The 23976-nt window shown below is 60.6% G+C and carries 25 protein-coding genes and 2 pseudogenes; 8 read left to right on the top strand and 19 right to left on the bottom strand.

Annotation, left to right across the window (positions count from 1 at the left end; all coding sequences use genetic code 11):
• Positions 1 to 115: 115 nt before the first annotated feature.
• A complete protein-coding gene (locus LPA37_RS12980) occupies positions 116 to 559 on the top strand; it encodes a hypothetical protein (RefSeq protein WP_228976185.1) in 444 nt (147 codons plus the stop codon).
• A gap of 93 nt (positions 560 to 652) precedes the next feature.
• On the opposite strand, the gene LPA37_RS12975 is transcribed toward LPA37_RS12980, so the two are convergent.
• Entirely contained in the window at positions 653 to 904 is a 252-nt protein-coding gene (locus LPA37_RS12975) for a DUF1488 family protein (RefSeq protein ID WP_228976181.1), read from the bottom strand.
• 382 nt (positions 905 to 1286) lie between these two features.
• Between LPA37_RS12975 and LPA37_RS12970 the strand changes: the two genes are divergently transcribed.
• From LPA37_RS12970 to LPA37_RS12960, 3 genes are all read left to right on the top strand, one after another.
• Positions 1287 to 1751 carry a MarR family winged helix-turn-helix transcriptional regulator gene (locus LPA37_RS12970; RefSeq protein ID WP_229012753.1) on the top strand — a complete coding sequence of 155 codons (465 nt, stop codon included), beginning with the start codon at positions 1287 to 1289 and terminating at the stop codon, positions 1749 to 1751.
• A gap of 82 nt (positions 1752 to 1833) precedes the next feature.
• Positions 1834 to 2175, top strand: a complete 342-nt coding sequence (locus LPA37_RS12965; protein WP_228976177.1) for a hypothetical protein — start codon at positions 1834 to 1836, stop codon at positions 2173 to 2175.
• A complete protein-coding gene (locus tag LPA37_RS12960; RefSeq protein WP_228976175.1) occupies positions 2172 to 3473 on the top strand; it encodes an MFS transporter in 1302 nt (433 codons plus the stop codon). Before LPA37_RS12965 ends, LPA37_RS12960 begins: the two co-directional genes overlap by 4 nt.
• A 508-nt stretch (positions 3474 to 3981) precedes the next feature.
• Here LPA37_RS12960 and cysM read toward each other — a convergent pair.
• The 4 genes and pseudogenes from cysM to LPA37_RS12940 all read right to left on the bottom strand — a co-directional run bounded on the left by cysM (position 3982) and on the right by LPA37_RS12940 (position 7156).
• The gene (gene cysM, locus LPA37_RS12955; RefSeq protein WP_229012752.1) at positions 3982 to 4884 is read right to left on the bottom strand and encodes a cysteine synthase CysM; all 903 of its coding nucleotides are present in this window, start codon (positions 4882 to 4884) and stop codon (positions 3982 to 3984) included.
• A 70-nt stretch (positions 4885 to 4954) separates the two neighbouring features.
• Positions 4955 to 5437: a universal stress protein gene (locus tag LPA37_RS12950; RefSeq protein WP_228976171.1), complete on the bottom strand. Its 483-nt coding sequence runs from the start codon at positions 5435 to 5437 to the stop codon at positions 4955 to 4957.
• A 982-nt stretch (positions 5438 to 6419) separates the two neighbouring features.
• Positions 6420 to 6724 (bottom strand): annotated as a pseudogene (locus LPA37_RS12945) (chloride channel protein); the annotation flags it as partial.
• An 18-nt stretch (positions 6725 to 6742) separates the two neighbouring features.
• Complete coding sequence (locus LPA37_RS12940) at positions 6743 to 7156, bottom strand: MarR family winged helix-turn-helix transcriptional regulator (protein ID WP_228976167.1); 414 nt, start codon at positions 7154 to 7156, stop codon at positions 6743 to 6745.
• A 550-nt stretch (positions 7157 to 7706) separates the two neighbouring features.
• Between LPA37_RS12940 and LPA37_RS12935 the strand changes: the two genes are divergently transcribed.
• On the top strand, positions 7707 to 8039 hold the full coding sequence (locus LPA37_RS12935; RefSeq protein ID WP_228976164.1) for a DUF1840 domain-containing protein: 333 nt from the start codon (positions 7707 to 7709) through the stop codon (positions 8037 to 8039).
• Here LPA37_RS12935 and LPA37_RS12930 read toward each other — a convergent pair.
• The 6 genes and pseudogenes from LPA37_RS12930 to LPA37_RS12905 form a co-directional block, all read right to left on the bottom strand.
• Positions 8008 to 8463, bottom strand: a complete 456-nt coding sequence (locus LPA37_RS12930) for a universal stress protein (protein WP_228976162.1) — start codon at positions 8461 to 8463, stop codon at positions 8008 to 8010. The genes LPA37_RS12935 and LPA37_RS12930 overlap by 32 nt on opposite strands.
• Positions 8464 to 8534: 71 nt before the next feature.
• A complete protein-coding gene (locus LPA37_RS12925) occupies positions 8535 to 8720 on the bottom strand; it encodes a hypothetical protein (protein ID WP_228976160.1) in 186 nt (61 codons plus the stop codon).
• A gap of 416 nt (positions 8721 to 9136) precedes the next feature.
• Positions 9137 to 9523 (bottom strand): DUF488 domain-containing protein, encoded by a 387-nt coding sequence (locus tag LPA37_RS12920; protein WP_228976158.1) that lies wholly within the window; start codon positions 9521 to 9523, stop codon positions 9137 to 9139.
• 35 nt (positions 9524 to 9558) lie between these two features.
• The gene (locus LPA37_RS12915; RefSeq protein WP_229012751.1) at positions 9559 to 10182 is read right to left on the bottom strand and encodes a uracil-DNA glycosylase family protein; all 624 of its coding nucleotides are present in this window, start codon (positions 10180 to 10182) and stop codon (positions 9559 to 9561) included.
• Between the two features lie 327 nt (positions 10183 to 10509).
• Positions 10510 to 10698, bottom strand: a complete 189-nt coding sequence (locus LPA37_RS12910; RefSeq protein WP_228976154.1) for a copper chaperone — start codon at positions 10696 to 10698, stop codon at positions 10510 to 10512.
• Between the two features lie 58 nt (positions 10699 to 10756).
• Positions 10757 to 11084 (bottom strand): annotated as a pseudogene (locus LPA37_RS12905) (cbb3-type cytochrome c oxidase subunit I); the annotation flags it as partial.
• 122 nt (positions 11085 to 11206) lie between these two features.
• Between LPA37_RS12905 and hmpA the strand changes: the two are divergent.
• Positions 11207 to 12412, top strand: a complete 1206-nt coding sequence (gene hmpA, locus LPA37_RS12900) for an NO-inducible flavohemoprotein (RefSeq protein WP_229012766.1) — start codon at positions 11207 to 11209, stop codon at positions 12410 to 12412.
• A 200-nt stretch (positions 12413 to 12612) separates the two neighbouring features.
• Here hmpA and LPA37_RS12895 read toward each other — a convergent pair whose 3' ends face one another.
• From LPA37_RS12895 to LPA37_RS12875, 5 genes are all read right to left on the bottom strand, one after another.
• Positions 12613 to 13254: a peroxiredoxin gene (locus LPA37_RS12895; RefSeq protein WP_229012750.1), complete on the bottom strand. Its 642-nt coding sequence runs from the start codon at positions 13252 to 13254 to the stop codon at positions 12613 to 12615.
• Positions 13255 to 13418: 164 nt separating this feature from the next.
• Entirely contained in the window at positions 13419 to 13988 is a 570-nt protein-coding gene (locus tag LPA37_RS12890; RefSeq protein ID WP_267478172.1) for a class I SAM-dependent methyltransferase, read from the bottom strand.
• A gap of 34 nt (positions 13989 to 14022) precedes the next feature.
• A complete protein-coding gene (locus tag LPA37_RS12885; protein WP_229012749.1) occupies positions 14023 to 15540 on the bottom strand; it encodes a nitronate monooxygenase in 1518 nt (505 codons plus the stop codon).
• Positions 15541 to 15578: 38 nt separating this feature from the next.
• Entirely contained in the window at positions 15579 to 17312 is a 1734-nt protein-coding gene (locus LPA37_RS12880; RefSeq protein WP_228976148.1) for an NADPH-dependent assimilatory sulfite reductase hemoprotein subunit, read from the bottom strand.
• Between the two features lie 10 nt (positions 17313 to 17322).
• Positions 17323 to 19179, bottom strand: coding sequence for an assimilatory sulfite reductase (NADPH) flavoprotein subunit (locus LPA37_RS12875; protein WP_229012748.1), 1857 nt, complete (start codon positions 19177 to 19179; stop codon positions 17323 to 17325).
• A gap of 173 nt (positions 19180 to 19352) precedes the next feature.
• On the opposite strand from LPA37_RS12875, the gene LPA37_RS12870 reads away from it, so the two are divergent.
• The gene (locus tag LPA37_RS12870; protein WP_228976143.1) at positions 19353 to 20246 is read left to right on the top strand and encodes a LysR family transcriptional regulator; all 894 of its coding nucleotides are present in this window, start codon (positions 19353 to 19355) and stop codon (positions 20244 to 20246) included.
• A 164-nt stretch (positions 20247 to 20410) separates the two neighbouring features.
• On the opposite strand, the gene LPA37_RS12865 is transcribed toward LPA37_RS12870, so the two are convergent.
• Positions 20411 to 21715, bottom strand: coding sequence for an MFS transporter (locus tag LPA37_RS12865; RefSeq protein ID WP_228976140.1), 1305 nt, complete (start codon positions 21713 to 21715; stop codon positions 20411 to 20413).
• An 85-nt stretch (positions 21716 to 21800) separates the two neighbouring features.
• Entirely contained in the window at positions 21801 to 22841 is a 1041-nt protein-coding gene (gene uxuA / locus LPA37_RS12860; RefSeq protein ID WP_228976138.1) for a mannonate dehydratase, read from the bottom strand.
• A gap of 259 nt (positions 22842 to 23100) precedes the next feature.
• Here uxuA and LPA37_RS12855 point away from each other — a divergent pair, with 259 nt between their 5' ends.
• Positions 23101 to 23829 carry a FadR/GntR family transcriptional regulator gene (locus LPA37_RS12855; protein ID WP_229012747.1) on the top strand — a complete coding sequence of 243 codons (729 nt, stop codon included), beginning with the start codon at positions 23101 to 23103 and terminating at the stop codon, positions 23827 to 23829.
• Here LPA37_RS12855 and LPA37_RS12850 read toward each other — a convergent pair.
• The gene (locus LPA37_RS12850; protein ID WP_228976134.1) at positions 23810 to 23959 is read right to left on the bottom strand and encodes a hypothetical protein; all 150 of its coding nucleotides are present in this window, start codon (positions 23957 to 23959) and stop codon (positions 23810 to 23812) included. The genes LPA37_RS12855 and LPA37_RS12850 overlap by 20 nt on opposite strands.
• Positions 23960 to 23976: the final 17 nt, after the last annotated feature.

Genomic DNA, 23976 nt, shown 5'->3' with positions numbered 1-23976 from the left:
GCTTCCCTCCAGCTTTTTCGCCCGCCCTTCGGCGATGTTTCCGCCAGGCTGTTGACGCCTTACCCAGGGGCGCTGGCAGGTCGCCTGGCGCCGGACCTTTGAATCAGGGAAAACGATGTTGGCATGGCACTACACCACGGGCCGGAAATTGCAACACATCACCGCAAGCGGGATGCTGATTCCAGGCGGCATGGGAACTGAACCGTCCGGCAAGCCCATACTCTGGTTTTCGCGAAATCAGCACTGGGAGCAAACCGCCGGCAAGGCATGCCATGATGCCGGACAACCAGTACGCCGCCTGACATTGCGGGAAACCTGGGCGGAGAGCGACGGGCTCGTGCGATATGGATGCGACGTTAAACGCCTGTACGCCGGGGAAGCGCTGCGGCAAAAAGCACAAATGAGCCACGAGGTCTGGGCGGCCTTGTACGCGGCGGGAAAGCTTCAGCAGGCCTATCCAGCCGCGTGGTGCGGCTCGGTCGACTCAATTCCGGTTGATGGCCTGGTCGTGGATGTCATGAGCGGATCCTTCAAATGGGAGCGCCTCGATGCATGCTAGCGTACCGTCGGCCATGGGTCCGTCAGTGTGGTGCGGCCCAAGGCCCGCCGCGGGTTAGCCGATCCTGGAGCGTTCTGGTGAAAGGGGTTCCGCTCAGGAAATCGAATATCGATTCCGTGGGCCGCTGACATACTGCTTCCTGGCGATTTCAAGAAGCTTTTCGCGAAACTGGTCAAAGGCACTGAGTATCGAACGCTCGTCGGAGCCCGCGCCAGGTTGCAGATTTCTTATCATCGCGTCGTCGACCTGGAAGGTGATTTCGCGTGAATTGTCGTATCCCCAGAAACACACGCAATGCCTGGAGGCATCGTAACTACGACTGGGATTGGGGAATTCAAGCACCACGATCAGCCTTTCTCGCGTACAACTGAGTAACGCCACTTACTGGCGTTCGAATCGATAGAGGCGTAACTGACACGTCTCTGTTCCGCGCGCAAAGCGTCTGCCGTTGCGAGGACAAGGGCCTGCGTCCTGCGCTCGTAAGAGTACGCGCTCTCTTTGCCGACAGGGGGCGAAGCCGGTTTGGTCTGTAATTGCATGATTGATCCATGAACAGGAGGCCGCAAGGGGCGGCCGGCCTTTTCTCACTGTATACCCTTCGTATGGTGCCAGCGTCTTTTATTGATCGATCCGGGCCGCCAGGCCCCTTTTCAGGCGTGCTTGACGCGCGCGCATGTGAAAAGGTAACCTGTGAAGGTTACCTTCATATGTGGCGGCAAGACAAAAAATGGTCAGTCAAACGAAAGGTGCGTGCGATGACGACGACATCGCGCTGGCATTGTCGCTGGCGGGCGAATTGCGGGTTCTTGTCGGCAAACTGAAGCGACGGATGCGCGAAGAGGCGAACCTTGGCGATCTCACGTTTTCGCAAACACGCGTGCTGGCCTTGCTCGAACGCGAAGGGCCCGCCACCGTAACGGCGCTTGCGCGCGCGGAAGGCGTGCGCCCGCAATCGATGGGCGAGACCGTTTCCTCGCTAAAGGCGGCCGGGTTTGTTAGCGGCGAGCCCGATCCGGTGGACGGCCGGCAAACGGTACTGTCGCTCACCGCAGCCTGCAGGAAAGCGATCAAGGCAGGCCGTGCGGCGCGCGAGGACTGGCTCTTCCGTGCCATTCGCGCGAAGCTCGCGGCCGCCGAACAAAAGAAGCTTGCCGCAGCGGTCGAATTGCTCAAGCGCCTCCTCGATACCTGATCGCACCGGCACGCGCTATTGCCGAAAATGCCTTTGGGCCGCACCGGGCAAGCCCTGCACTCAATGAAAGGAGCGTTTGACGATGAACTGGATTCACCTGGTTTCGTGGTTCTTTGGCGGTGCGTTTTTGGCCAATGCCGTTCCGCATTTCGTGAGCGGCGTGATGGGACGTGCGTTTCAGACGCCGTTTGCGAAACCGCCTGGTGAAGGACTTTCGTCTTCGACGATGAACGTGCTGTGGGGTGGTTTCAATCTTGTCGTTGCCTGGCTGCTGTTGTGCCGTGTCGGCAGCGCGGACCTGTTCTCCATGGCATATGCTGTTTCGACGGGACTGGGCCTGTTATTGATGAGCTTGATACTCGCACGCCAGTTTGGACGGTTTAACGGCGGCAATGCGCCACTCGAGCCGGGAGCGGGCAGGTGAGCGGCACATTCCGTTCGCTGCGCGGATACAACTATCGGGTATGGGCGAGCGGGGCGATCGTGTCCAACGTCGGGACGTGGATGCAGCGCACGGCGCAGGACTGGCTGGTGCTGACACAACTGACGCATCACAACGCGACCGCCGTCGGCATCGTGATGTCGTTGCAGTTCGGGCCGCAGATGCTCCTGTTGCCCTTGACAGGCTATGCGGCCGACCATCTCGACCGGCGCAGACTGCTGTTCGCCACACAGGGTTCAATGGGCGCGCTGGCGCTCGGCCTTGGGATACTGACAGTCGCGGGATTCGTGCAGTTGTGGCACGTGTATGTATTTGCGTTTCTGCTCGGATGCGTCACCGCGTTCGATTCGCCCGCGCGTCAGACGTTCGTGTCGGAGCTGGTCGGCGAGGCCGATCTGTCGAACGCCGTGGCGCTCAATTCGACGTCGTTCAACGCAGCGCGAATGATCGGTCCCGCCGTGGCCGGCGTCCTGATCGCGGCAGTGGGTATGGGATGGGTGTTCCTGATCAACGCGGCGTCGTTCGTGGCCGTGCTTGGCTCGCTACGATTTCTTCGTCTGGACGAGCTTTATCGGAAGAGCAGGGTCGCGCACACCCGCGGCAGTCTTGCCGATGGTTTCCGTTACGTCTGGAAGCGCCCTGATCTTAAAGCCGTTCTATTGATGCTTTTCCTGATCGGCACGTTCGGACTCAATTTTCCGATTTTCATCGCGACGATGTCCGTCACGGCATTTCACGCGGGGGCCAGCGAGTACGGGTTGCTGACGTCGATCATGGCAATCGGCTCGGTCAGTGGCGCACTCCTTTCGGCCCGTCGCGCGCGACCTCACATCACGCTATTGCTGCTGGCGTCGGCGGTTTTCGGCCTGGGCTGCGGACTGGCTGCGCTCATGCCGACCTACTGGCTGTTCGGCGCGGTGCTCGTGATGATCGGCGTTTCGGCGCAGACGGTCACGACGTCGACGAACAGCTACGTGCAACTGGCAACCGAGCCCGAGATGCGTGGACGTGTCGTCGCGATCCTGCTGGCCATCGCGCTGGGCGGTACGCCGCTCGGTGCACCTGTCGTTGGCTGGGTGGCCGATCATTTTGGCCCGCGCTGGGCGCTCGTGGTCGGTGCGGCGTCTGGTTTTGCCGCGGCGATCGTTGCGATCCGGTATCTGATGAAGCGTGGTGAGTTACGTGTGTTCAGGGAAGGGGCGCGTATTCGTGTCAGTTTCGCGAGAGCCGGGGCGGAGGCTGAGGCTGCAGCCGATGGGCGGTTAGTGGATCACTCCTGACTCTGGCAGGGTGCTGTTGCCATTCGATAGCGAGAGCGCCGGACGGATCAGGCTGTTACTGAAGGGCATGGCCGTCAGGGACGATGCGTTCTCCGTCGTGTCTTTGGCCACCTGATACATCTACGCCACGGAAGTGCTGGCGGTTGGCGGCTTGCGACGCTTTTTCCCACCCTGGTGGGAGACGCGCTATCTTGCCGATCCGGCAATCCTGTCGTGTGCAGACGCGATACAGGTTCGGAGTTGGCATCGCGGAGAAGTTCAGACAGCGCGACGCCGAGGACGCAACACACAGCCACCAGTGCAATCAGCCATACCCAGGCCTCGTCGGCGCTCATGATCGGCTCCATCTCCTGAGATTGCGCTCAAGTCCGTCACCGTGTGAAAGCGGGATCGCATTCCGTGTTGCCGGTTATATTCACCTGCCAGGCTGATCGCTCGTGCTATCGCCCCCTTCTGCACGAGAAGCAGCAGGTTGCAGGTAGCGCCAGGCCGGCCTTCGCGATGTTCATCACGCTGGAAACACGCCTGTTGACAGGTAACGATCGCCTCGATCACAAACGACGAACACGATCGTCGCGTTCTCGACCTCCTGAGCGATGCGCATTGCGACGGCGCACGCACCACCCGCTGAAATTCCACAAAAGATTCCCTCGAGCGCAGCAAGGCGACGCGCTGTGGTTTCGGCCGCCGCCTGACTCACCGACTCGGTCCGATCGATTCGTGTGGGCTCAAAGAATGCCGGCAGATATCCGTCGGACCATTTGCGTATGCCTGGAATGCGTGAGCCTTCTTCAGGCTGGGCCCCCACGATCTGCGCGGCGGAATTCTGCTCTTTCAGAAACCGGCTCACGCCCATGATGGTCCCGGTCGTTCCCATGGCCGAAACGAAATGAGTGATGCGTCCCTGTGTTTCACGCCAGATCTCGGGACCGGTTCCTTCGTAGTGAGCAAGCGGGTTATCCGGATTGGAGAACTGGTCGAGGACGATTCCCTTGCCTTCCCGTTCCATCTGCCCGGCGATGTCCCGCGCACACTCCATGCCGCCCTTGGCCGGCGTCAGGATTATTTCGGCGCCATACGCTGCCATGCTGCGACACCGCTCGACGGAAACATCCTCCGGCATGAGCAGCACCATCCGGTAGCCGCGCAGGGCGGCCACCATGGCTAGCGCAATGCCGGTGTTGCCACTGGTCGCTTCGATCAGTACGTCGCCAGGCCGTATGCGTCCGCGACGCTCAGCCCCCTTGATCATCGACAGCGCGGCGCGATCCTTGACTGAACCCGCAGGGTTGTTGCCCTCCAGCTTGCCGAGGATGACATTGTTGCGCGCCCGGATCGTTTCATCGGGAAGACGAACGAGTTCGACGAGCGACGTGTTGCCAATGACACTTTCAATGGTTCTGTAAGTCATGTTCCGAAGTATTGGCGCGGTCTGAGTCATGGCTGTCCAGCCGTCTGGCGACGAGTTTTTCACGATGCGCTTACACGCGAGCGGAGAGCACCTCTACCGGCTCGTGTGTATCCGCGTCTTCCGGCTCCATGGCGACGAGCACGGCGCAGGAAACCCTGTCCAGCAGCAATCCGTCGTTCTTGCCGCTCCACCATCGCCTGACCCGACCGCTTCGGCGATGTCCAACGACGATCAGGTCGACTTTCAGTTCATTGGCAAAAAGCGGAATCTGCTCCAGAGGATCGCCAATCGCGAAATGGGCCGTTGCGATGATTCCACGCGCGGCGAGCTTTTCGATTCCATCGCGAAGGATCTCTCTCGCAGACTGTTCCAGGACATCGAGCGGTACGGTCGACGCAATCTCGGTCCCTTGCTGCCACGTCGAGCTATTCAGGACAGCAAGCAGGTGCGTTTCCGCCTTGACCTGCCCGGCCAGTGAGGCGCCATGACGCAATGCTCGCCGCCCCTCACGGGTTGCGTCATAGCACAACAGGATGCGCCCGAACGCAGGCATATCGTCATTCGCTCCGATTCGAGATACCCACTATCCAGCAGCCGGGCAGCGGCTACGCCGCCATATGAATGGCCACTGCTCACGCGTGCTGCTGCCCAGCCTCGGGGAGCGCACTGTGTCAAAATCATTATATATCACTTTGTGATATATATGTTCTGCCCCAATCGCGCGAAGGGTTCTGGCTGGAGCCCGCACGACCCCGAATGGCTCATGCCGTTCGAGATGCCGTCAGGTACCCAGGCAAACCAGGTATTTTTCGTGAGCCGTTTGCACTGCGGCGTCTATCTGCCTGGGCCGGTCTCTTCGACGCAACTCAGTACAAGGGTACTGCTCGACCCTGCTTCAGGGCTAAGCGCGGCGGTGTGGAATTCGGTGTCGGTACACCGCCATTCGGCTCGAAAGTCCTTGTGGCAGCTCATGGATGGAGCACCCGTGATTCCCTTGTGCAGTACGTACCGGCAAGTCTGGAGACCGTCGCACTGACGGGCGAGGTCATGAGTCGCGTTGCCTCGTGGCGCTCCGCAGTTCGTGCCGTCGCTACCCGATACGATCCTGATTGCCCGCGCTTGCGCACCCGGGCTTGCGACCACGCAGAGAATGCCCAGTATCGCCAGGACACAGTGAGAGGCTCCGGGGAGAGGAGGGGATTTATATCGTTGGTGTGCAAGTGTCGTGGCCATCATCGCCAGCTACCCGTGATAGTACGTTCGCGATCATCCGATTGCAGCGGGTGCCGTCGAATCTGGATACGTCGCACACTGCGGCATCGATTTCGCGCGATGATGATTCGCGCAGGAAAGGACAAAACCGCCGGTACATATTTTGACACGACGATTTCCGTCTGCACAAAGTATCCGGGCATCCAGTGCGCATGCGATCCGCAACCAGTCGGATCGTGGATAGGGTGTTCGATGTCACGTGTGAGAGCCGCGTTCCCGCCTTCCTGGTTACGGTTTGCGAGGCGCGCGTCTTTGAAGCAATCGCCGAACAGGATGGCTTCAATTGTTTCCGGAATGCCGTGCCCACGAATCTTCTCCGGGCCGTAGCGCGCCATGAAGCCGGCGATGAGGCCGCCGGTTACCGGAATGATTACCACCGGGATCCCCAGTGCATTAAGGGCCCGCGAGCGGTTCGCAAACGAAAATTCCTGGAAGAAAACAGGCTGGTGAACAGGTGAATCAGGCCCGGCAGCACGAACACCGCGAACGTGCTGAGCGTGCCGATCGCCGCGGCGAGCGCGGAAATGCCGGCAAGCCGCGTATTGATGGAAAAATCGCGCTTACGGATATCGAAACGCGCTGTGACTCAAAAATCAATCTGGGGGACGTTAAAGGCGCCGTCGAGCGACTTCAGTTCGGTACGATGCATCTCGGCGAGACGGGCAAGCACTTGCTCGCCCGCTTTCAGCAAATGGACCTCGACCTGCCGCCGGTCTGTCTCACTGACTTTTCTGCGGACGAGATCGAGCGCCTCACAGCGGGACACGAGCGCGACTACGCCGTGATGCTGCGCCTGGAACCGTTCCGCGAGTTCGCCGACGGTCGCCCAGTCGCGCTTCGGGTAGCCCTTGATGTGCAGGAGCAGCAAATACTGCAATGGCGTGATGTCCTCGTGCTGCGCGGCCTGTTCAGAAAAACGCTCGAAGCGCCGCATCTGATAGCGAAACTCGGATAGTTGCTCGAAGTCTGTCTTGGTCAAGCTGCGAGCGAGGGCTTTCATCGGCGCTCCGTCGAGAAACAGGGGAAACGTAAATTATATCAAATTATGATATTTATGTCTGAATTCAATCTGGCAACGGAACGGTGGCTATGCCAGGTATATTTCGTCGTGGTATAAAAAGTGGTTCGGACTGCGGCAGTGCAGCAGAAGCGGGTTGACCATAGAGTCAAAACAGTTCGACGGCTGTCGCAAGGAACGTCAATAGATGCTATTTCCAGCCCTAATAAATCATGTCGTGATATAAAATGATGGCAGGCCTTCTGGTGGCTGGACCTTGAGCAGGAGCAGTCCGGATGAAACTACAACGATGATTTGCCCGGATTGCGCGTACCGATGGGGACGCCGTGCTTCGCTCCGATGCGCAATGCCAGTCATCCTGAAGGCCCTCGCTGTCGTCACAGTGTGAAAGATGCGTTGCCTCACTTCCACGAGAGCATCGCCGTGGGTAGATCCGAGGCCTTTCCGTCTGCATCGTCGAGACGCGCCTCATTCGTTTTGCTCAACGGCTTTCTGGTGCGATCGTGCAATAAGATCAAATCAAGGAGCCATCATGCTGATCACGTTTCAATCGCCCGCAACGCCTGATGTCGTGATGCTCAGGGAGCTTGCCCAGTATCTGCTGGGGCTCGTCGGCAAACGGCTCGATGCGCGTGGTGTCATCCTGCACGACGAACTACCCGGCGCGATCAGGCGTGTTGAAGCGGCTATCTCCGATGACGAAAAAGCGGAGCTTGCCCTCGAATCGCTGCAATTCCCCCGCGAACACGGTCAGGAATCTGGCAGTGGACTTTCGCAGCCAGCCTGGTCGTTTCTCGACATGATGCGTGAAGCCCGCGAACACAATGCCGACATCATCTGGAAGATTCCGCGCGCGCTTCAGTGACCTCGAACAGGACGCCGCACGACACGCGGTTGAGCAGCAATGCGTGGTTTTCTCCGGTCCACCAGCGCGCAAAAAAGCCATGTGGGTGATGTCCGATGACGATCAGGTCGACCTTCAATGAATTGGCCAGACGGGAAATCTGGTCGACCGCGTTTCCTGTCGAATAGTGGCCCGTCGCGGCCACACCCCATGCCTGCAGACGGTCAATGCCCTCGCGCAGTGTTTCCCGCGCCGCCTGCTCATCGACTTCGAATTTCATCGCGGACAGAACGTCGAATCCACTCGACCAGTACGAGCAATCGAGAATCGACAGCAGATGGGTTTCAGCCTGGAGTTGCTGCGCGAGTGCTGCGCCGCAGCGCAACGCAAGCTGCCCTTCCGGCGTGCCGTCGTAGCAGAGCAGGATCCGGTTGAACGGGGTCATCGTCAGTCCTTTACCAGGTTTCGCTGCGCCTTCTGGATTGCGCGCCCGAATGGGTTTTGCCGTGAACCGGTTCAGGTGAACATCGGCACCGCTTCGATCAGCACGAAGCCGAGTAGTGCGCCGAGTGCCGCGCCTATGAGTCTCGGATGCCACCGCTCGAGATGCAGCATGCTGAACAGACTGCCGATGAGAATGATGCCCAGCAATGCGAATGCAACCAGCAGATAGCCGATTTCGAAGTCGTTGTTAATGATCACGATACCTCCCTCGTGTCGTAACGAACTGGGTGCCTCACGCGCGCGAGACCGCGAGGGCTTGCATTCAATTATATATCATGAAGTGATATATATGACCGGGCGGACCGGGTGTTGCCGACGCAACACATATGGCGATGGCAGGATGGAAAATCGCAAGTATGGGACACGGAAACCGGGCGGCATTCGCAGAGATTATTGCGTGACTACCAGGCGAATCGGGTATCTGGCCGGAGTGCCTGCATTCCGTTCAGTTCGCGGGCATTCCGCGAGTGCCAGAGGCGAGCCGTGCGATCCCTGATCAGTGATGTTCTCTGTCCGCCGGGCGCACGCTGCGCAGGGCAACGTGTCCGCTGCCGATCTGCCCGTCCGTTCGCGCGGTATCGAACCTCGTCGAAAACATGAGCACGCTGCGAGCGTCATCCTCCATTCAGACTCGACAATACGCTCTGGAGAACGATTGCCTGATTGTGCTCCTCGTCCTTTGCGCCATAAACGAGCGTGATGGTCTGGCCGTCCGCTTCGGCTAGCAGGTGTCGCATACGTTCCTGCATCTCTTCACTTTCAAGTTCGCTTCGGTAGCGTTGCTGAAAGGCGTCCCATCGCTTCGGATCGTGGCCAAACCATTTGCGCAGTTCCGTGCCTGGCGCGAGGTCGCGCTCCCACTGATCGAGTTCAAGCGTCGCCTTGCTTAGCCCGCGAGGCCAGATGCGGTCGACGAGCACACGGTAACCATCTTCCGGCCTGGCATCTTCATAGGCCCGTTTGACAAGGATTTTCGATTTTTTCCGGTTCGTGCGTGGCATGTCTTGCTCCGTTCTGGAAAACGTTTCGATGCGTGTTATCCGTTCTGACTCACGCCATGCGTCACGAGCTGGTCGATCCTTTCACGCAGCATCGGGAGTACCTCGCTTTCGAACCAGACGTGTCGCTGAAACCACGCCTGGTTACGCGGTGACGGGTGCGGCAACGGAATGAAGGCGGGTGCGTATTCTCGCCAGGCCCTGACCGTTTCAGTTAGCGACGGCTTGCGGTCGCTACCCAGAAAATGACGTTGCGAATATTGCCCGATCAGCAAGGTTAGCTGGATCTCCGGCAGCTTCTCAAGCAGGCTGTCGAGCCATAATTTCGCGCACTCACGGCGCGGCGGTTTGTCGCCGCCATTGCCTCGCCCCGGATAACAGAATCCCATTGGAATAATGGCGAACTGCGACTCGTCCATGAATGTGGCGACGTCGACGCCGAGCCATTTGCGTAAGCGATCGCCGCTGGCGTCGTTCCATGGAATGCCCGATTCATGCACGCGGGCACCCGGTGCCTGACCGACAATGAGAATGCGTGCATCCGCTCCAGCGCGTACGATCGGGCGAGGGCCGAGTGGCAGATATTGCGAACATACCCGACAGGCACGCACATCGGTCAGAAGGCTTGCGAGGGAAGAAGGTGGACGCTTATGCTTGTTCACTGTCTGATTGCTCTATGTGGGGCTCGTCGTCGTGTATCGTGCGCGGGATGTGAGTATGGGTTGAACGTCCATCGTTTCGAGCGTCAGCACTGAATGCGCATATGGCACGTCAGCGCGCATTTCAGCAGCAACCCGGATGGCCTCCATGATTTCCTGTTCAGTTGCCCCGCTTCCAGCGTCCGTCCTGACAGGGCCGCGTATGCAGCAGGGGAATTGCGTGACGTGCGCGTCGGCCACCGCGATCGCCGCACTTGATGCAGGGTACCTGGGCTGGTTCATGAATCACCTCCCCAAAACGGACTGGCAGCGAGCGGCGCTAGCCTTCCGTTATCCGCACGTTGTACCAGCTTCCTCGAATGCGATCAGGAATTCTTCCGCCAGCAGCCATGAGCCCACTGTGACGCAGCGCGTGCTTTCGTCGACGTCGACCTTCGCATCCGGATGGACGCTGCCGATCGCTTTAGCAATGACGCGCGAGTCATCGCCACCCGTCATGTTCTTTACTTCGAATTTCATCCGTTGTTCCTTTACACCAGTGATGGGGAGCACTCTGGTTGCTTACCCGAGGATGGGTGAAATCCGCAGGGCCTGAGACCGTCCATTCGCGCCCTTCGCGCCTTCCCATGGCTTTCCGGCCGCCTTCTCGTGGCCGACTCCGCGATAAGTGGGCAATGCGACGAAAAATAGAAAATACACCTGCAGCAGTCCAAAGCCAAACGCGCTAATTGTTGCCACATGATTGAAATCCTTGAACTGTTCTGGATAGTCTGAACATCGACGCGGCATACCGGCCAGGCCCGGAAAGTGTACGGGGAAGAACGTGAGGTTGAACGTGATCATCGTGCCCCAGAAGTGGATCTTGCCTCCCGGTTCGTTATGTACCCGGTCCACTTTGTGGACCAGTCCGGCCTCGCCATGACCGCCGGGAGGCGGCTTGGATATCGCCTTATCGTGCGACAAAACGCCCACCGCGGATCGTGCACAAATAATGCATCATTTGTGCATCTTTAGGCGGAAGGACATCATGACGCAACTCACTCCCACACAGATGAAGAAGGTCAAATCCACGGCTCCCGTTCTTGCCGAACATGGCGTGACGATCACAAAACATTTCTATCGACGGCTGTTCACGCATCATCCGGAGCTCAGGAACGTTTTCAATCAAACGAACCAGAAAAACGGGAACCAGGCGGAGACACTCGCGCACGCGGTATGGGCCTACGCTGCACACATCGACAATATCGACGCGCTTGGTCCAGCCGTCGCGCACATTGCGAACAAGCACGTCAGCCTGAACATCGCGCCCGCGCAATACGACATCGTCGGCGAGCATCTGCTCGCGTCGATCGTGGAGGTACTGGGCGACGCAGTCGACGCCGAGACTGTCGACGCATGGTCGGCCGCCTATGCGCAGCTTGCGGGCCTGATGATCGGGGTCGAAAGAAAGCTGTACGATCTTGCCGACTGGGAAGGGTTTCGCCCTTTTACCGTGGTTCGCAAGGTTCACGAAAGCGATGAGATCTCCTCGTTCTATCTGGAACCGGTCGACGGCAGATCGCCGGGTCGCTTCAAGCCAGGTCAGTATGTAAGCGTAAAGCGTTACATCGACGTGCTCGGCTATGAACAACCACGTCAATATAGTTTATCGGATGCACCCACCAGCAATTACCTGCGCATTTCGGTAAAACGTGAACCGGGCAACATTGAGACGACACCCGGTGTCATCTCGAACGTACTGCATGATGGCGTCAACGTAGGTGCGTTGCTCGAGGTCAGCGCGCCGGCAGGGGTCTTTGCACTCGATACGACAAAACATACGCCGGTGGTGCTAGTGAGCGGCGGTGTTGGCATCACACCAATGATCTCAATGCTTTCGTTTCTGGTTCAGGATCGGAACGATCGACGGATCGTGTTCGCGCATGCGTGCCGCAACGGTCGCGTCCACGCATTCAAGGACTGGGTGAATGAATGTGCGACTCGTCGCAGGATGCTCTCGAAGCACGTCTACTATGAGGCGGTCGGTGAAGACGATATTCCCGGCACCGACTACGATGCGACCGGCCGGATCGACCTGTCGTCGCTGGTTGACGAAGAGCTGATCGCTGGCGCTGACTTCTATGTGTGCGGCCCATTGCCGTTCATGATCGAGCAGAAGGAAACTCTTGGTCGTCTCGGAGTCGAGGCAGCGCGCGTCCATACCGAGATTTTCGGTTCAGGCATGCTCGGCTAGCAGGGGAGCGATCTCGTTCGAGGCGGTCTACGGCCCCCGGAGCCGTAGCTTGATCCTCGCGATGAGGACAGGCGCAGGGTGAAACCGGAGGGCACTGACGCGGTACCCTCCGGACATCTTGTTGCCGGATCAACAGGCGGCATTGTCAGGAGCGCCGGCACGCTACTCCGGGCGTCATCGACCGGGCGCCAGCCAGCCGCTTACTTGTCCGGTTGCGGCGTGAAGCGCAGGTAAGGCCGCTCGGCGCGATATCCCTTCGGAAACTTCTGTTTGATGACGTCCTCGTCCTGAAACGTGAGCGGGATGATCACGTCGTCGCCATTTTTCCAGTTGCCAGGCGTTGCGATATTGCTGGCATCACTCAACTGCAGCGCGTCGATAGCGCGCAGGATCTCGTCGAAGTTGCGGCCGATGCTTAAGGGGTAGGTGAGCGTCAGGCGCAGCTTCTTCTGCGGATCGATGATAAAGACGGCGCGCACCGTCGCCGTTCCCGACTGATTCGGGTGAATCATGTCGTAGAGCGTGGCGACTTTCCGGTCCTTGTCGGCAATGATGGGAAAGCCGACGACCGTCTTCTGTGTTGCTTCGATATCCTTCCTCCACGCCTTGTGCGACTCGACGTCGTCCACCGAAAGGGCGATGGCCTTGACGTTGCGTTTTTCGAATTCGGGCTGCAGCTTTCCGGTCAGCCCCAACTCAGTGGTGCAGACCGGGGTGAAATCCGCGGGATGGGAAAAGAGAACGACCCAGGTGTCACCGGCCCATTCATGAAACCTGATATGGCCCATCGACGTGTCCTGCTCGAAGTCGGGCACGGTATCGCCCAGACGGATAGTGCTCATGACATTGACCTCTCATGTGGAACGCCCTGACCAGGGGCTGAAGTTTTCGGTACGGCAGGCTTTTTATCGCGTGACCGGAGGCCGGTTTTGCACGGGATGTGCGCGGTTTCAACGCACCGGGCCGTCGCCGGTCCCGACCTTGCCGGTCGCGCAGGTTTTTTGCGTCAGTGGGAATCTCCCTGATAGATATAGCGGCGAGACCAGGGCAGTGTGTCGGCCCGACGGCCCGCCTTGCGCCCAACGATCTGGTAAATGGCGACATCGTCGTTCTCGAACGCGTAGGCGCAGCCCGCCAGATAGATACGCCAGATGCGGTACTTCTCCTCGTCGACCATCTTGCGCAGCGTCGATGCATGAGCTTCGTAGTTATCGCTCCAGAGCCGCAGGGTCCTTGCATAGCGGCGACGCAGGTTTTCGACGTCGAAGGCTTCGAGCCCGCCCTCCTGCATCGCATTCAGCGCAAGGCTGAGGTGGGGAAGCTCGCCGTCGGGAAACACGTACCTGTCGATGAATTCACCGCCGCCGTACGCTGCTTCGCCGCTGCCCGGATCGGTCGATGTAATGCCGTGATTCATGATGACGCCATCGTCGGCGAGGCGCTTCTGCACGCGCGTGAAGTAGTCCGGCAGATTCTCGCGGCCGACGTGTTCGAACATGCCGACGCTCGTGATCCGGTCGAACTGACCCTTGACGTCCCGATAGTCCGACTTCTCCGTTTTTCTGGTGTTAGACAGGGGTCAGGCAGTTCTTTAAAGGAAGGTGTGTCCGTCATACGTTGACTGACGGCGCGCGGTCGTCAGTAGGGGAAAGCTGAATTTCGACGCGCCTGATGTTTTTTTCGTGAGAGGCGAGCATCGCGACCAGGTCGTTGCGGATGCGCCCGTCACGAATTTCCGGCAGCAACGCCTGCAACCTGCGGACAACCCATCCCTGGCCGCGGTTCAGAAAAGCCATGCGTTGAGGCAGATCGGCGATAGCCATCGCCTTTTCATAGAAGGCGCCGGTGCGACGGGTCGGCGTCGCGCCCAGCGACAAAATCGCTTTCGTCAGTACACCGCACCAGCGTGCTTCGTCCTGACGGATGCCGGCTATCAGTTGTCTGAGTTCCGGCGCGGTGATTTCAGCCGCTGTCTGCGACGTCACGCGCGCACCCGCGCGCTCGGCCTCCAGCAATTCGTTCAGCGCGGCCAGCAACTCACCCCGGTTCGTCTCCGCCAGCGGTGTGTCATGCATCCCGCCGGCGTCGGCGGGCTGCATCGGTGCGGCACCAGAGTCGAGGAGGGCAGCCGCGTCGGTGACGATGCGATGCAGACGTTCCGCCGCACCGACGATCGTGCCGATCCTTCCCGCGCCCGTGCCCGCATAAAGCGCCATGGCTTCGAAATCGCCGGTCATCGAACGCATCGGCGAGTCGGTGCTGAACAGGTAGATGGGTCGACCTTCCTCATCTCCGATCACGGTCCTGTCCGTGCCGAACGGGTCGCCCCGCTGGCCGCTGGTGACGCTGTTCGCAAGCACCCGTACGCGCGCGCCGCGCGGCCAGTTGATGTGGAAGGCGTCGGTCAGAAGGGTCGCGTCTTCAGCAGCATCGGCGATGCGTTGCTTGTGATAGGGATGGGCGAAGGATTCGTGAGTGGGAATCAATGCCGTACCGAGCACGACGCCTTGCGCGCCGAAATAAAGCGCTGTTGCGATATCGGCTCCATCGACGAGACCGCCTGCAGCGAGAACGGGAATCCGCGCCGCCGCGACGATTTCCGGCAGCAGCATCGCGAGCGGCCGGTCGCCCCAGACGTGGCCGCCGGCCTCCCGTCCCTGGGCAATCAGTACCTGGGCGCCGGCCTCTTCGGCAAGACGCGCGTCTCTCGTCGATCCGACCTGATAGACGACCAGGATGCCGGCATCGCGCAACCGTTTGACGACTGCGGGAACCACATCCCAGAACAGCCCGATGACCGGCACGCCGAGTTCGATACAGGTATCGATCTGCGCGTCCAGCAGTTCCGGGTCTGTCGCGGCCGGGATCAGGTTGACGCCGAACTTTCGGTCGGTATGTGCGCGCACGCGCTGGACTTCCTCGCGGATCAGCGCCACCGGTTCGCGCACCATGCCCAGAAAGCCGAAACCGCCGGCGCCCGTCACCGCGCTGACGAGTTCCGAACGCGCGACGCCGCCCATGCCTGCCAGCACGACCGGCCACGTGCAGCCGAGCAGATCGCAGACGGGGCGATGCAGGGTGCTCACAATGTCGTTGGCCTCCGACGTGAGGTTGATCTGGATCGACATGGCACGTTCTCCTTGATGCAAATTGCGGACGTTTTGCGTTAGCTGTTGAAATCGCGGCCGGCCGCGACGGCCTTCACGTAGCCCGTCCGAATGACAAAGTCCCCGAAATGTTCGTGCTCGCCGCGCTCACGTGCGAAGTGGCCGAGCGTGGCGTCAAGCGCATCGAGAATGGCTGCTTCGCCGGCATTCCCGAGATACATCCGGTTGAGTCGATTACCGTGGAAGCCCCCGCCGAGATACAGGTTGTACTTGCCCGGCGCACGCCCCGTCAGGCCGATCTCGGCGACGTAGGGCCGCGAACAGCCATTCGGGCAGCCGCTGATGCGCAGCGTGATGGGCACGTCCGAAAGACGGTGACGCTCAAGGATCGTCTCGATCCGGCTGACGAGGGACGGCAGGTAGCGTTCGCTTTCCGCCATGGCAAGACCGCAGGTCGGCAATGCGACGCACGCCATCGACCCGAGTCGCAACGCGCTGCCTTCAGCGGACGCGAGAAGCCGGTATTCGTCGAGCAGCCGTTCGATGTCCGGCCGCTTCGCATCGGAGATCTGCGCGATCGTCAGGTTCTGATTGGGCGTCAGACGGAACGTACCGTCGTGGATGCGCGCGATGGCGCGCAGGCCATCCATCAACGCCCGGTCAGGCCGGTTGGCAAGGCGTCCGTTTTCGATAAAGAGTGTCACGTGGTGGCGTCCGTCGTCGCCGGTTTGCCAGCCGAGGGTATCGCCGTTCGAATCGAATACGTAAGGGCGTGGCGCATCCAGCCTGAAACCGAGTCGACGCTCGATGTCTGCCTTGATCCAGTCGAGACCGCGGTCGTCGATCGTGTATTTGAACCGCGCATGCGCGCGGTCCTTGCGATCGCCAAGATCGCGTTGCAGTTCCATCACCGCATCGCAGGTCGCGGGAACGTTGTCCAGCGTGACGAAGCCGATGACATCGGCGAGACGCGGGTAAGTCGACGGCACCTGGTCAGTGCGACCCATGCCGCCGCCAATGGCGACGTTGAAACCTTCGAGACCCTCGTTGCCGGCGATCGCGATGAAACCCAGATCCTGCGTATAGACGTCGATGTCGTTGACCGGCGGAATGGCAAAGCCGATCTTGAACTTGCGCGGCATATACGTGGCGCCATAGAACGGTTCCTCCGGCCCGGAAGAGGCCAGCCGCTCTTCGCCGTACCAGATCTCGTGATAGGCCCGCATCCGCGGGATGGCGCGATCGCTCGCACGCTGGGCGAGATCATGGACTTCGGCGTGCAGTGCCGACAGATGCGGGTTGACCGAGCACATCACGCCACGCGAGTCGTCCCCGCAGGCTGCGATGGTATCGAGCAGCACTTCGTGCAGCCCTGCCAGCGTCGGGCGCAGATCGTCCTTGAGCACCCAATGAAACTGAAAAGTCTGCCGCGTCGTCAGGCGCAGCATCTCGCTGCCGTAGCTGCGCGCGAGCTCGTCGAGCTTCAGCCACTGCGCGGGCGTGCAGACGCCACCGGGCAGTCGCACCCGGATCATGAACTGATACGCGGGTTCGAGCTTCTGACGTCTGCGTTCGTCGCGTACATCGCGATCGTCCTGCTGATAGATGCCGTGGAATTTCAGCAGTTTGGTGTCGACATCGGACACGGCGCCCGTGATCTGATCGATCAGGCTGTGCCGGATCGTGCCGCGCAGCTGGTCGCTCGAGGCCTTCATGCGTTCGTCGGGGCCAAGGTTTTCAACGGGCTGGGACAGATCGCGGCTGCGATCTGTCGGCGCAAGCGTCTGCGACATATGTGCCTTTTCAATAAACATCGCGCTGATAGCGGCGATCCTGCTGAAGTCGATGGAGGTAGTCTTCCGCCGCGGCCGGGCCGAGCCCGCCTTCGGTCGAGATGACAGCAGCCAGCGCCTGATGGACGTCGGGGGCGAGCCGGTTCGCGTCGCCGCAGACATAGACGTGCGCGCCTTCTTCGAGCCACGCGAAAATATCGCGGGCCTGCTCCTTTAACCGATGTTGCACATAAACTTTCGCGCGATCCTCGATGTGCCGGTCACGCGAAAAGGCGACGTCCATGCGTGTGAGCACGCCGTCCTTGAGCAGGGTCTGCCACTCGGTCTGGTAGAGAAAATCCGTGCGGAAGTTGCGTTCGCCGAAGACGAGCCAGGACCGGCCGCCGGCGCCGCGTGCCTCACGTTCCTGCATGAAAGCGCGGTAGGGTGCGACACCGGTTCCCGCACCGATCATGATGAGCGGCACGTCATCCGCGGGCAGCCGGAAATTCGGGTTCTTCTGCACATAGACGGGCAACCGCGCGTCCAGCTCGCCGCGCTCCGCGAAATGGCCGGACGCGACCCCGGAGCGGCGCTCGCCATGCAGGGTGTAGCGCACCGTGGAGACAGTCAGATGGACTTCATCGGGTGCGACCGCGAGGCTCGACGCAATCGAATAGAGCCGTGGCGCCAGCGGCCGCAACCCTGCAATGAGATGCTGTGCATCGATCCCCTTGACCGGGAATTGCCGGATCACATCGATGACATGGTGGCCGTGCGCGAAGTCGGTACGCTCTCCGGCGCGATCGGCCAACGTCAGGCGCCTGAGCGCATCCGCGCCGGAAAGATGAGCCCAGTGATCCAGAAAGCGGGGCGTGAGTGTCGTGATTTCAAAGCGGTTCGCCAGCGCGTCGCCCAGTGTGACGGGCTCACCCTTCACGTCGATCACGGTCTGCGGGGCAAGGCCGAGTTCGATCAGGATCGTCTCGACCAGAGCAGGGGCGTTGGCCGGCATGACACCCAATGCGTCGCCTGGCTCGAAGGCAAGACCCGACTCTTCGAGCGACAGCTCGATGTGCCGCGTTTCCTTTGACGATCCGCGTCCTGTCAGCGCGATGTTTTCGATGATCCGTGCGGAAAACGGATTGCGTTTGTCGAAGGCCGGCGTCTGTGTCTTCGTCGAAGCTGGCAGTGCCGCTGAAGACATCCCGTCCGCGGACTTGCCACCGGTAAGCGACGTATTTCCCAGCGTGGCCGCGATATCGTCGATCCATGCGCTGGCGGCTTCGTCGTAGTCGATGTCGCAATCGACTCTGGGTTTTAGACGCTGCGCGCCCAGTTCTTCCAGACGGCGATCGAGGCGCTTGCCGGCCTCGCAATAATGTTCATAGGTCGAATCGCCGAGTGCAAGCACGGCAAAGCGTACGGCAGGCAGTTTCGGCGCCTTGCGGCCTTCCACGAATTCGAAAAATCCCGCCGCCGGCTGGGGTGGATCGCCTTCGCCATACGTGCTGACGATGATCAGCATGTCGTGCTCGTCCTTGAGTTGCCGCGTCTTGTACGTGGCCATGTCGTGGAGCGAGAGGGTAAGGCCGCGCTTCGCCGCGTGTCCGGCGAGCGTGGTTGCCAGCGCGGCGCTGTTGCCGGTCTCGCTACCGTAAAGCACCGTCAACGGACGCTGACCGGGATGACCTGCATCACCCGGAGCGGGTGATGCATCGACCGCCGTACCCAACGGCGATACGTCGCGCGTCGCGGCTTGCTCGACCCCGGCAAGAAAGCCGCTTACCCACAAAAGTTGCTTTGAGTCGAGCGATGAAGCAAGACCGCTGATGTGTTCCCACTGCGCCCCGGTCAACCCCGGGCCTCGAAACTCCGAAACAGTCATTTCCGCTACCGGCTCCAGATGTGCGCTCCGCCCGGTCGAGGCGGCAGGTACCCGCTTGCTTGCACGTCCGGTCGGTACAGCATTGATGTGATCGTCCCTATTTTCCGCCCTGGATTGTCAACACACAAATGCATTATTATTGGAAATAACCGCAATAAAATTGATATGAAATCATGGACATCACGCTGGCACGTACCTTTCTGGAAGTCTCGGTAAGTGGAAGTTTCATATCGGCCGCGGAGCGTCTGCATCTGACGCAAACGGCGGTGAGCGCGCGGATCAAAACGCTGGAAGAACAACTGGGGCGCCGGCTTTTTGTGCGCAACAAGGCAGGAGCCCGCCTGACCGCGGCCGGTGAGCGTTTCGTGCGGCATGCCACGACGCTCGTCCAGGTGTGGGAGCAGGCGCGCCAGCACGTGGCGCTTCCGCCTGGGCGGGAGGAGGGGGTGAGTCTGGGTGGCGAATTGAGCCTGTGGCATCCGCTACTCGCCGACTGGCTTATCTGGATGCATCGCGAGTGCCCGGAGATCGCCTTGCGGGCGGAAGTCGACAGTCCGGCTCGCCTGCTCGATCGCGTGCAGGAAGGCTCGCTCGATATTGCTGTTCTCTACAATCCGCCGCAACGCGCCGATCTGGTTTCCGAACTGCTCGTCGAAGAGAAGCTGATCATGGTCACGAGCGCGCCAGATGGTGCAATGGATCCGGACAGGTATGTTTATGTCGACTGGGGGCCGAGCTTCGCCGTCAACCATCAAGCTGCCTTTCCCGAGCTTGCGAATCCGCCTGTTTCCATTTCCCTCGGCCCGCTTGCGCTGACCTACCTGCTGACCGTCGGCGGCTCGGGCTATTTCCGTATTGGTACGGCGCAGCCCTTTCTGACGGACGGCCGCCTGCGCCGCGTGGCCAATGCGCCGGAATTTTCCTGGTCAGCTTTCACGGTCTATGCGACACGACAGGAGGCACATGCGATCGACCGCGTGCGTCACGGTCTGCGCATGGTAGCCATGGCCCATGACAGGCCTGGGATCGGGCAAAGCATCGGCTCCCGGCCGTCTTCGTCGGCGTAGAGGCCTCGGTCGCCGAAGGCGAGTGCGCTGGTCAGAAGACTGGACTCGAGCCCAGGGGAAAACGACCGCGAAACGTACAGGCGTCATAACGCGGGCGAACGACTGTTCATGCGCCTCAAAGTGAGACGCATGCTTGCTCCAGCGAAACAGCGTGTCGTCATCGCTCAGACGACACGCTCGCCGGTCACTTTTCCCATTCGATGACGCGGCAGCAGCGGCAACGGCTCGACCTTGCCGACCACGAACAGATAGGACAGCGCGCCGACGATGCAGAGCGATCCCGCGGTCAGCAGCGGAATCACAAACGAGCCTTTGGTGACGGACAGCATGACGCCCGTAAAGGTCGTAATGAAGATGCCGGCCAGATTACCCGCAAAATTCTGAATGCCGCCGAGCGACGCAACATGGGCCGGTGTGGGTGCCACTTCACCGACCAGCGTCCACACATTGGCGCCGGCGAACGACAGACTCGCATAGGCCAGCGCGAAGAGCGCAAGACAGGCCCATGTGCTTTCCACGAACACGGACAGCGCGATCGACGAAGACAGCAACATGCCCACGACGAGACAGGTCTTGCGGGCTGCGGTCGCACTCCATCCGCGTTTGAAAAGACTATCCGACACGATGCCGCCGAGCCAGCCGCCGGGGATCGCCAGGAGTGCCGGCAGCATGCCGAGCGTGCCGAGCGACGTCAGCGAAAATCCGCGTGACTGCAGCAGATAGGTCGGAAACCACGTGATAAAAAAGTAGATGGCGAAGTTCAGGCAGAACAGGCCGATCATCATGCCCCACACCGTGCGGTAGCGAAACAGGTCGAGCCATGACACCGTGCCGGCAGCGTCAACGGTTGCGGGTGCGCCGCGCTGTGCCAGCAACGCGTCGACCGCGCCGGGCGCGATCGCGCGATAACGCTCCGGGTCGCGATAGATGAACCACCACGCGAGCGCCCACACAAGCCCGAGGCCGCCGGTAATCGCGAACGATCCGCGCCAGCCCACGAGCGCGATCAACCACGCGACGAGCGGCAGCGAGAGCGCCGATCCGACGCGCGAACCGCTGTCGAAGATACTGCTCGCGAGCCCCCGTTCGCTGCGCGGAAACCAGTTGAAGGCCACCTTCGCAAACGACGGAATCGCCGCCGCTTCACCCACCCCGAGCATCAGCCGCACGCCGACCAGCTGCGCGAGACCGCGCGCCATGCCGGTGGCGATCGTGAACGCCGACCACCAGCCCACCGCGAGCGCCAGACTCACGCGCACGCCGACCTTGTCGATAAACCAGCCGGCCGGCAGTTGCAAGAATGCGTAGGTCCAGAAGAACGCGCTCAGCACGAGTCCCATGCCCACCGCGTCCAGACCGAGCTCCGCGCGGATGCTCGGCGCCGCGATCGCCAGGTTGGCCCGGTCGATGAAATTGATGACGTTGGCAAGGAAGCACATGAAGATCATGGCCCAGCGGATTCGTGGCATGGAAGTCTCCGTCTGTAATAGCGGTGTGATGTACGCCGACCGAACTGTCCGTCAGCGTCCTGGTGAAGGGTGTTATCGCGTGGGCTCAGGACACCTTGTCCATCGCTTCCCACAATCCGTTGATGTACACGGCGCCTAGCGCGCGGTCGTACAGACCGTAGCCGGGCTTGCCGGTTTCGCCCCAGATCATGCGGCCGTGGTCCGGACGGAAATAGCCGGTGAATCCGGTGTCGTGATAGGCCTTGACGATTGCGGCGATATCAAGCGAGCCGCAACTGGACAGGTGAGCGGATTCTTCGAAATCACCTGCGGGCGTGATCTTCACATTGCGGATGTGCGCGAAGTGGATGCGTCCCATGCCGCCAAATTCGCGCACGAGTGCTTCCACGTTGTTCTGCGGTCCGGCACCGAGCGAACCGGAGCACAGCGTCAGTCCGTTCGCCGGCGAGTCGACGATCTGGAGGATGCGTGCGAGGTCGTCGCGATTCTTCACGATACGCGGCAAGCCAAAAATCGGGCGCGGGGGGTCGTCCGGATGAATCGCCATTTTCACACCGCATTCTTCGGCGACCGGAATGATGGCCTTCAGGAAATATTCCAGATGTTGCCAGAGCCTGTTTTCGTCGACTTCGCGGTATTCAGCGAGCAGCGCTTTCAATTGATCGGGCTTGTAGCTCGAATCCCACCCCGGCAGCGCAATGCCGTCGTCCGGGTCGATCGCTTCGATTTCTTTCGTGCTGAACGCGAGACATGTCGAACCGTCTTCGAGCGTTTTCGACAGCTCGGTGCGGGTCCAGTCGAACACCGGCATGAAGTTGTAGCAGATCACCTTGATGCCCGCAGCCGCCAGGTTGCGAATGGTTTGCCGATAGTTGTCGATGAGCCGGTCACGCTCAGGCTTGCCGAGCTTGATGCTTTCATGCACAGGCACGGACTCGACCACTTCGAAGCGCAACCCGGCCTGTTCGATTGCCGACTTGAGCGCAGCGATCTTGTGAATGGGCCACACTTCGCCCACCGGTTCGTCGTAAATGGCGGACACGATATCCGTCATGCCGGGAATCTGGCGAATGTATTGCAGCGTGACGGGATCGGACTCGCCGTACCACCGGAAAGACATCTTCACGACTTCACTCCTTGAGACTGATTGGGCAGGCAGGACGCGGCCATGCCACATCCAGGACGGGCGGATTATGATTGGTTGACCAATTTATGGCGATAGTGGTTTACCAGTCTCTCCACATGGCTCAAGGGGCGGTGCGGAGGAGAGGTGGGCCCTTTAGGGGCCGCCAGTGGGGCACAGAATCCGATGTACCGGAAAATTGGTGTACCATTTTCGGCGCGGAGGCGAGTGAGCCGCCGCGTTACCTGTTCGCGAGCGCCTTATGACCGATCTCTCCACTCAATCCTTTGCCCAACGACAGGACGCCGACGCTACCGACCGGTCCTATATCGGGCTCGCCAGGCAGATTCATGCGTTGATCGCGGCTGGCGATTTCGAGGTGGGATCGAGATTGCCGTCGGAGCGCGCGCTCGCCGACAAGTTCGCCGTGAGCCGCACGCAGGTGCGCGAGGCGATCATCGCGCTGGAAGTGCAGGGTGTGGTGGAAGTGCGAGTGGGCTCGGGCATCTATGTGTCGGCCGGGATCGGCGCGCGGCCGGTGACCTTCGAGCTGCCGCGTGGCCCCGGGCCGATCGAAACCTTACGCGCGCGAGCATTGATCGAATCGGAAGTGGCGGCGCTCGCGGCAACAGAGCGCAAGGATCGTGACCTGGATCGCATCTTTGCCGCGCTCACCACGATGCGTGAGCAGATGCACGACAAAGAGGCCAATCACGCGGCCGACCGGCAGTTTCATATGTACATTGCCGAAGCGACGGGAAACACGGTGCTGTTGCATATGGTCGCGGCGATGTGGGACTGCGCGCGCAGCGATCCGTTGTGGGAAAAAATCGAGGAGCACTTTCATACGTCCGGGTTGCGTGCGGCGTCGCAGGAAGACCATCAGCATATTTTTGCCGCGATCGCGGACCGTAATCCAGATGCGGCGAAGAGCGCGATGCACGCGCACCTGTCCCGCGTGGTTGGAGAATTCACGCAGGCGTGGAAATGATTAGCGACGCTTCAACGAAAAGCGTGGCTTGTATTCCATACACATACAGCAGCGAGACGATGGCCGTGGTGGGGACATAGACGTGATCGCGCTGGTCGACAGCATGCTTGAGGCGCAGACGGTCGTGCATGATGGCCCGCTGCGGTA

The organism is Paraburkholderia gardini (assembly GCF_907164545.1).
Lineage (GTDB): Bacteria > Pseudomonadota > Gammaproteobacteria > Burkholderiales > Burkholderiaceae > Paraburkholderia > Paraburkholderia gardini.
The sequence above is the reverse complement of the archived record's forward strand: the minus strand, read 5'-3'. Positions and strand labels throughout refer to the sequence as shown.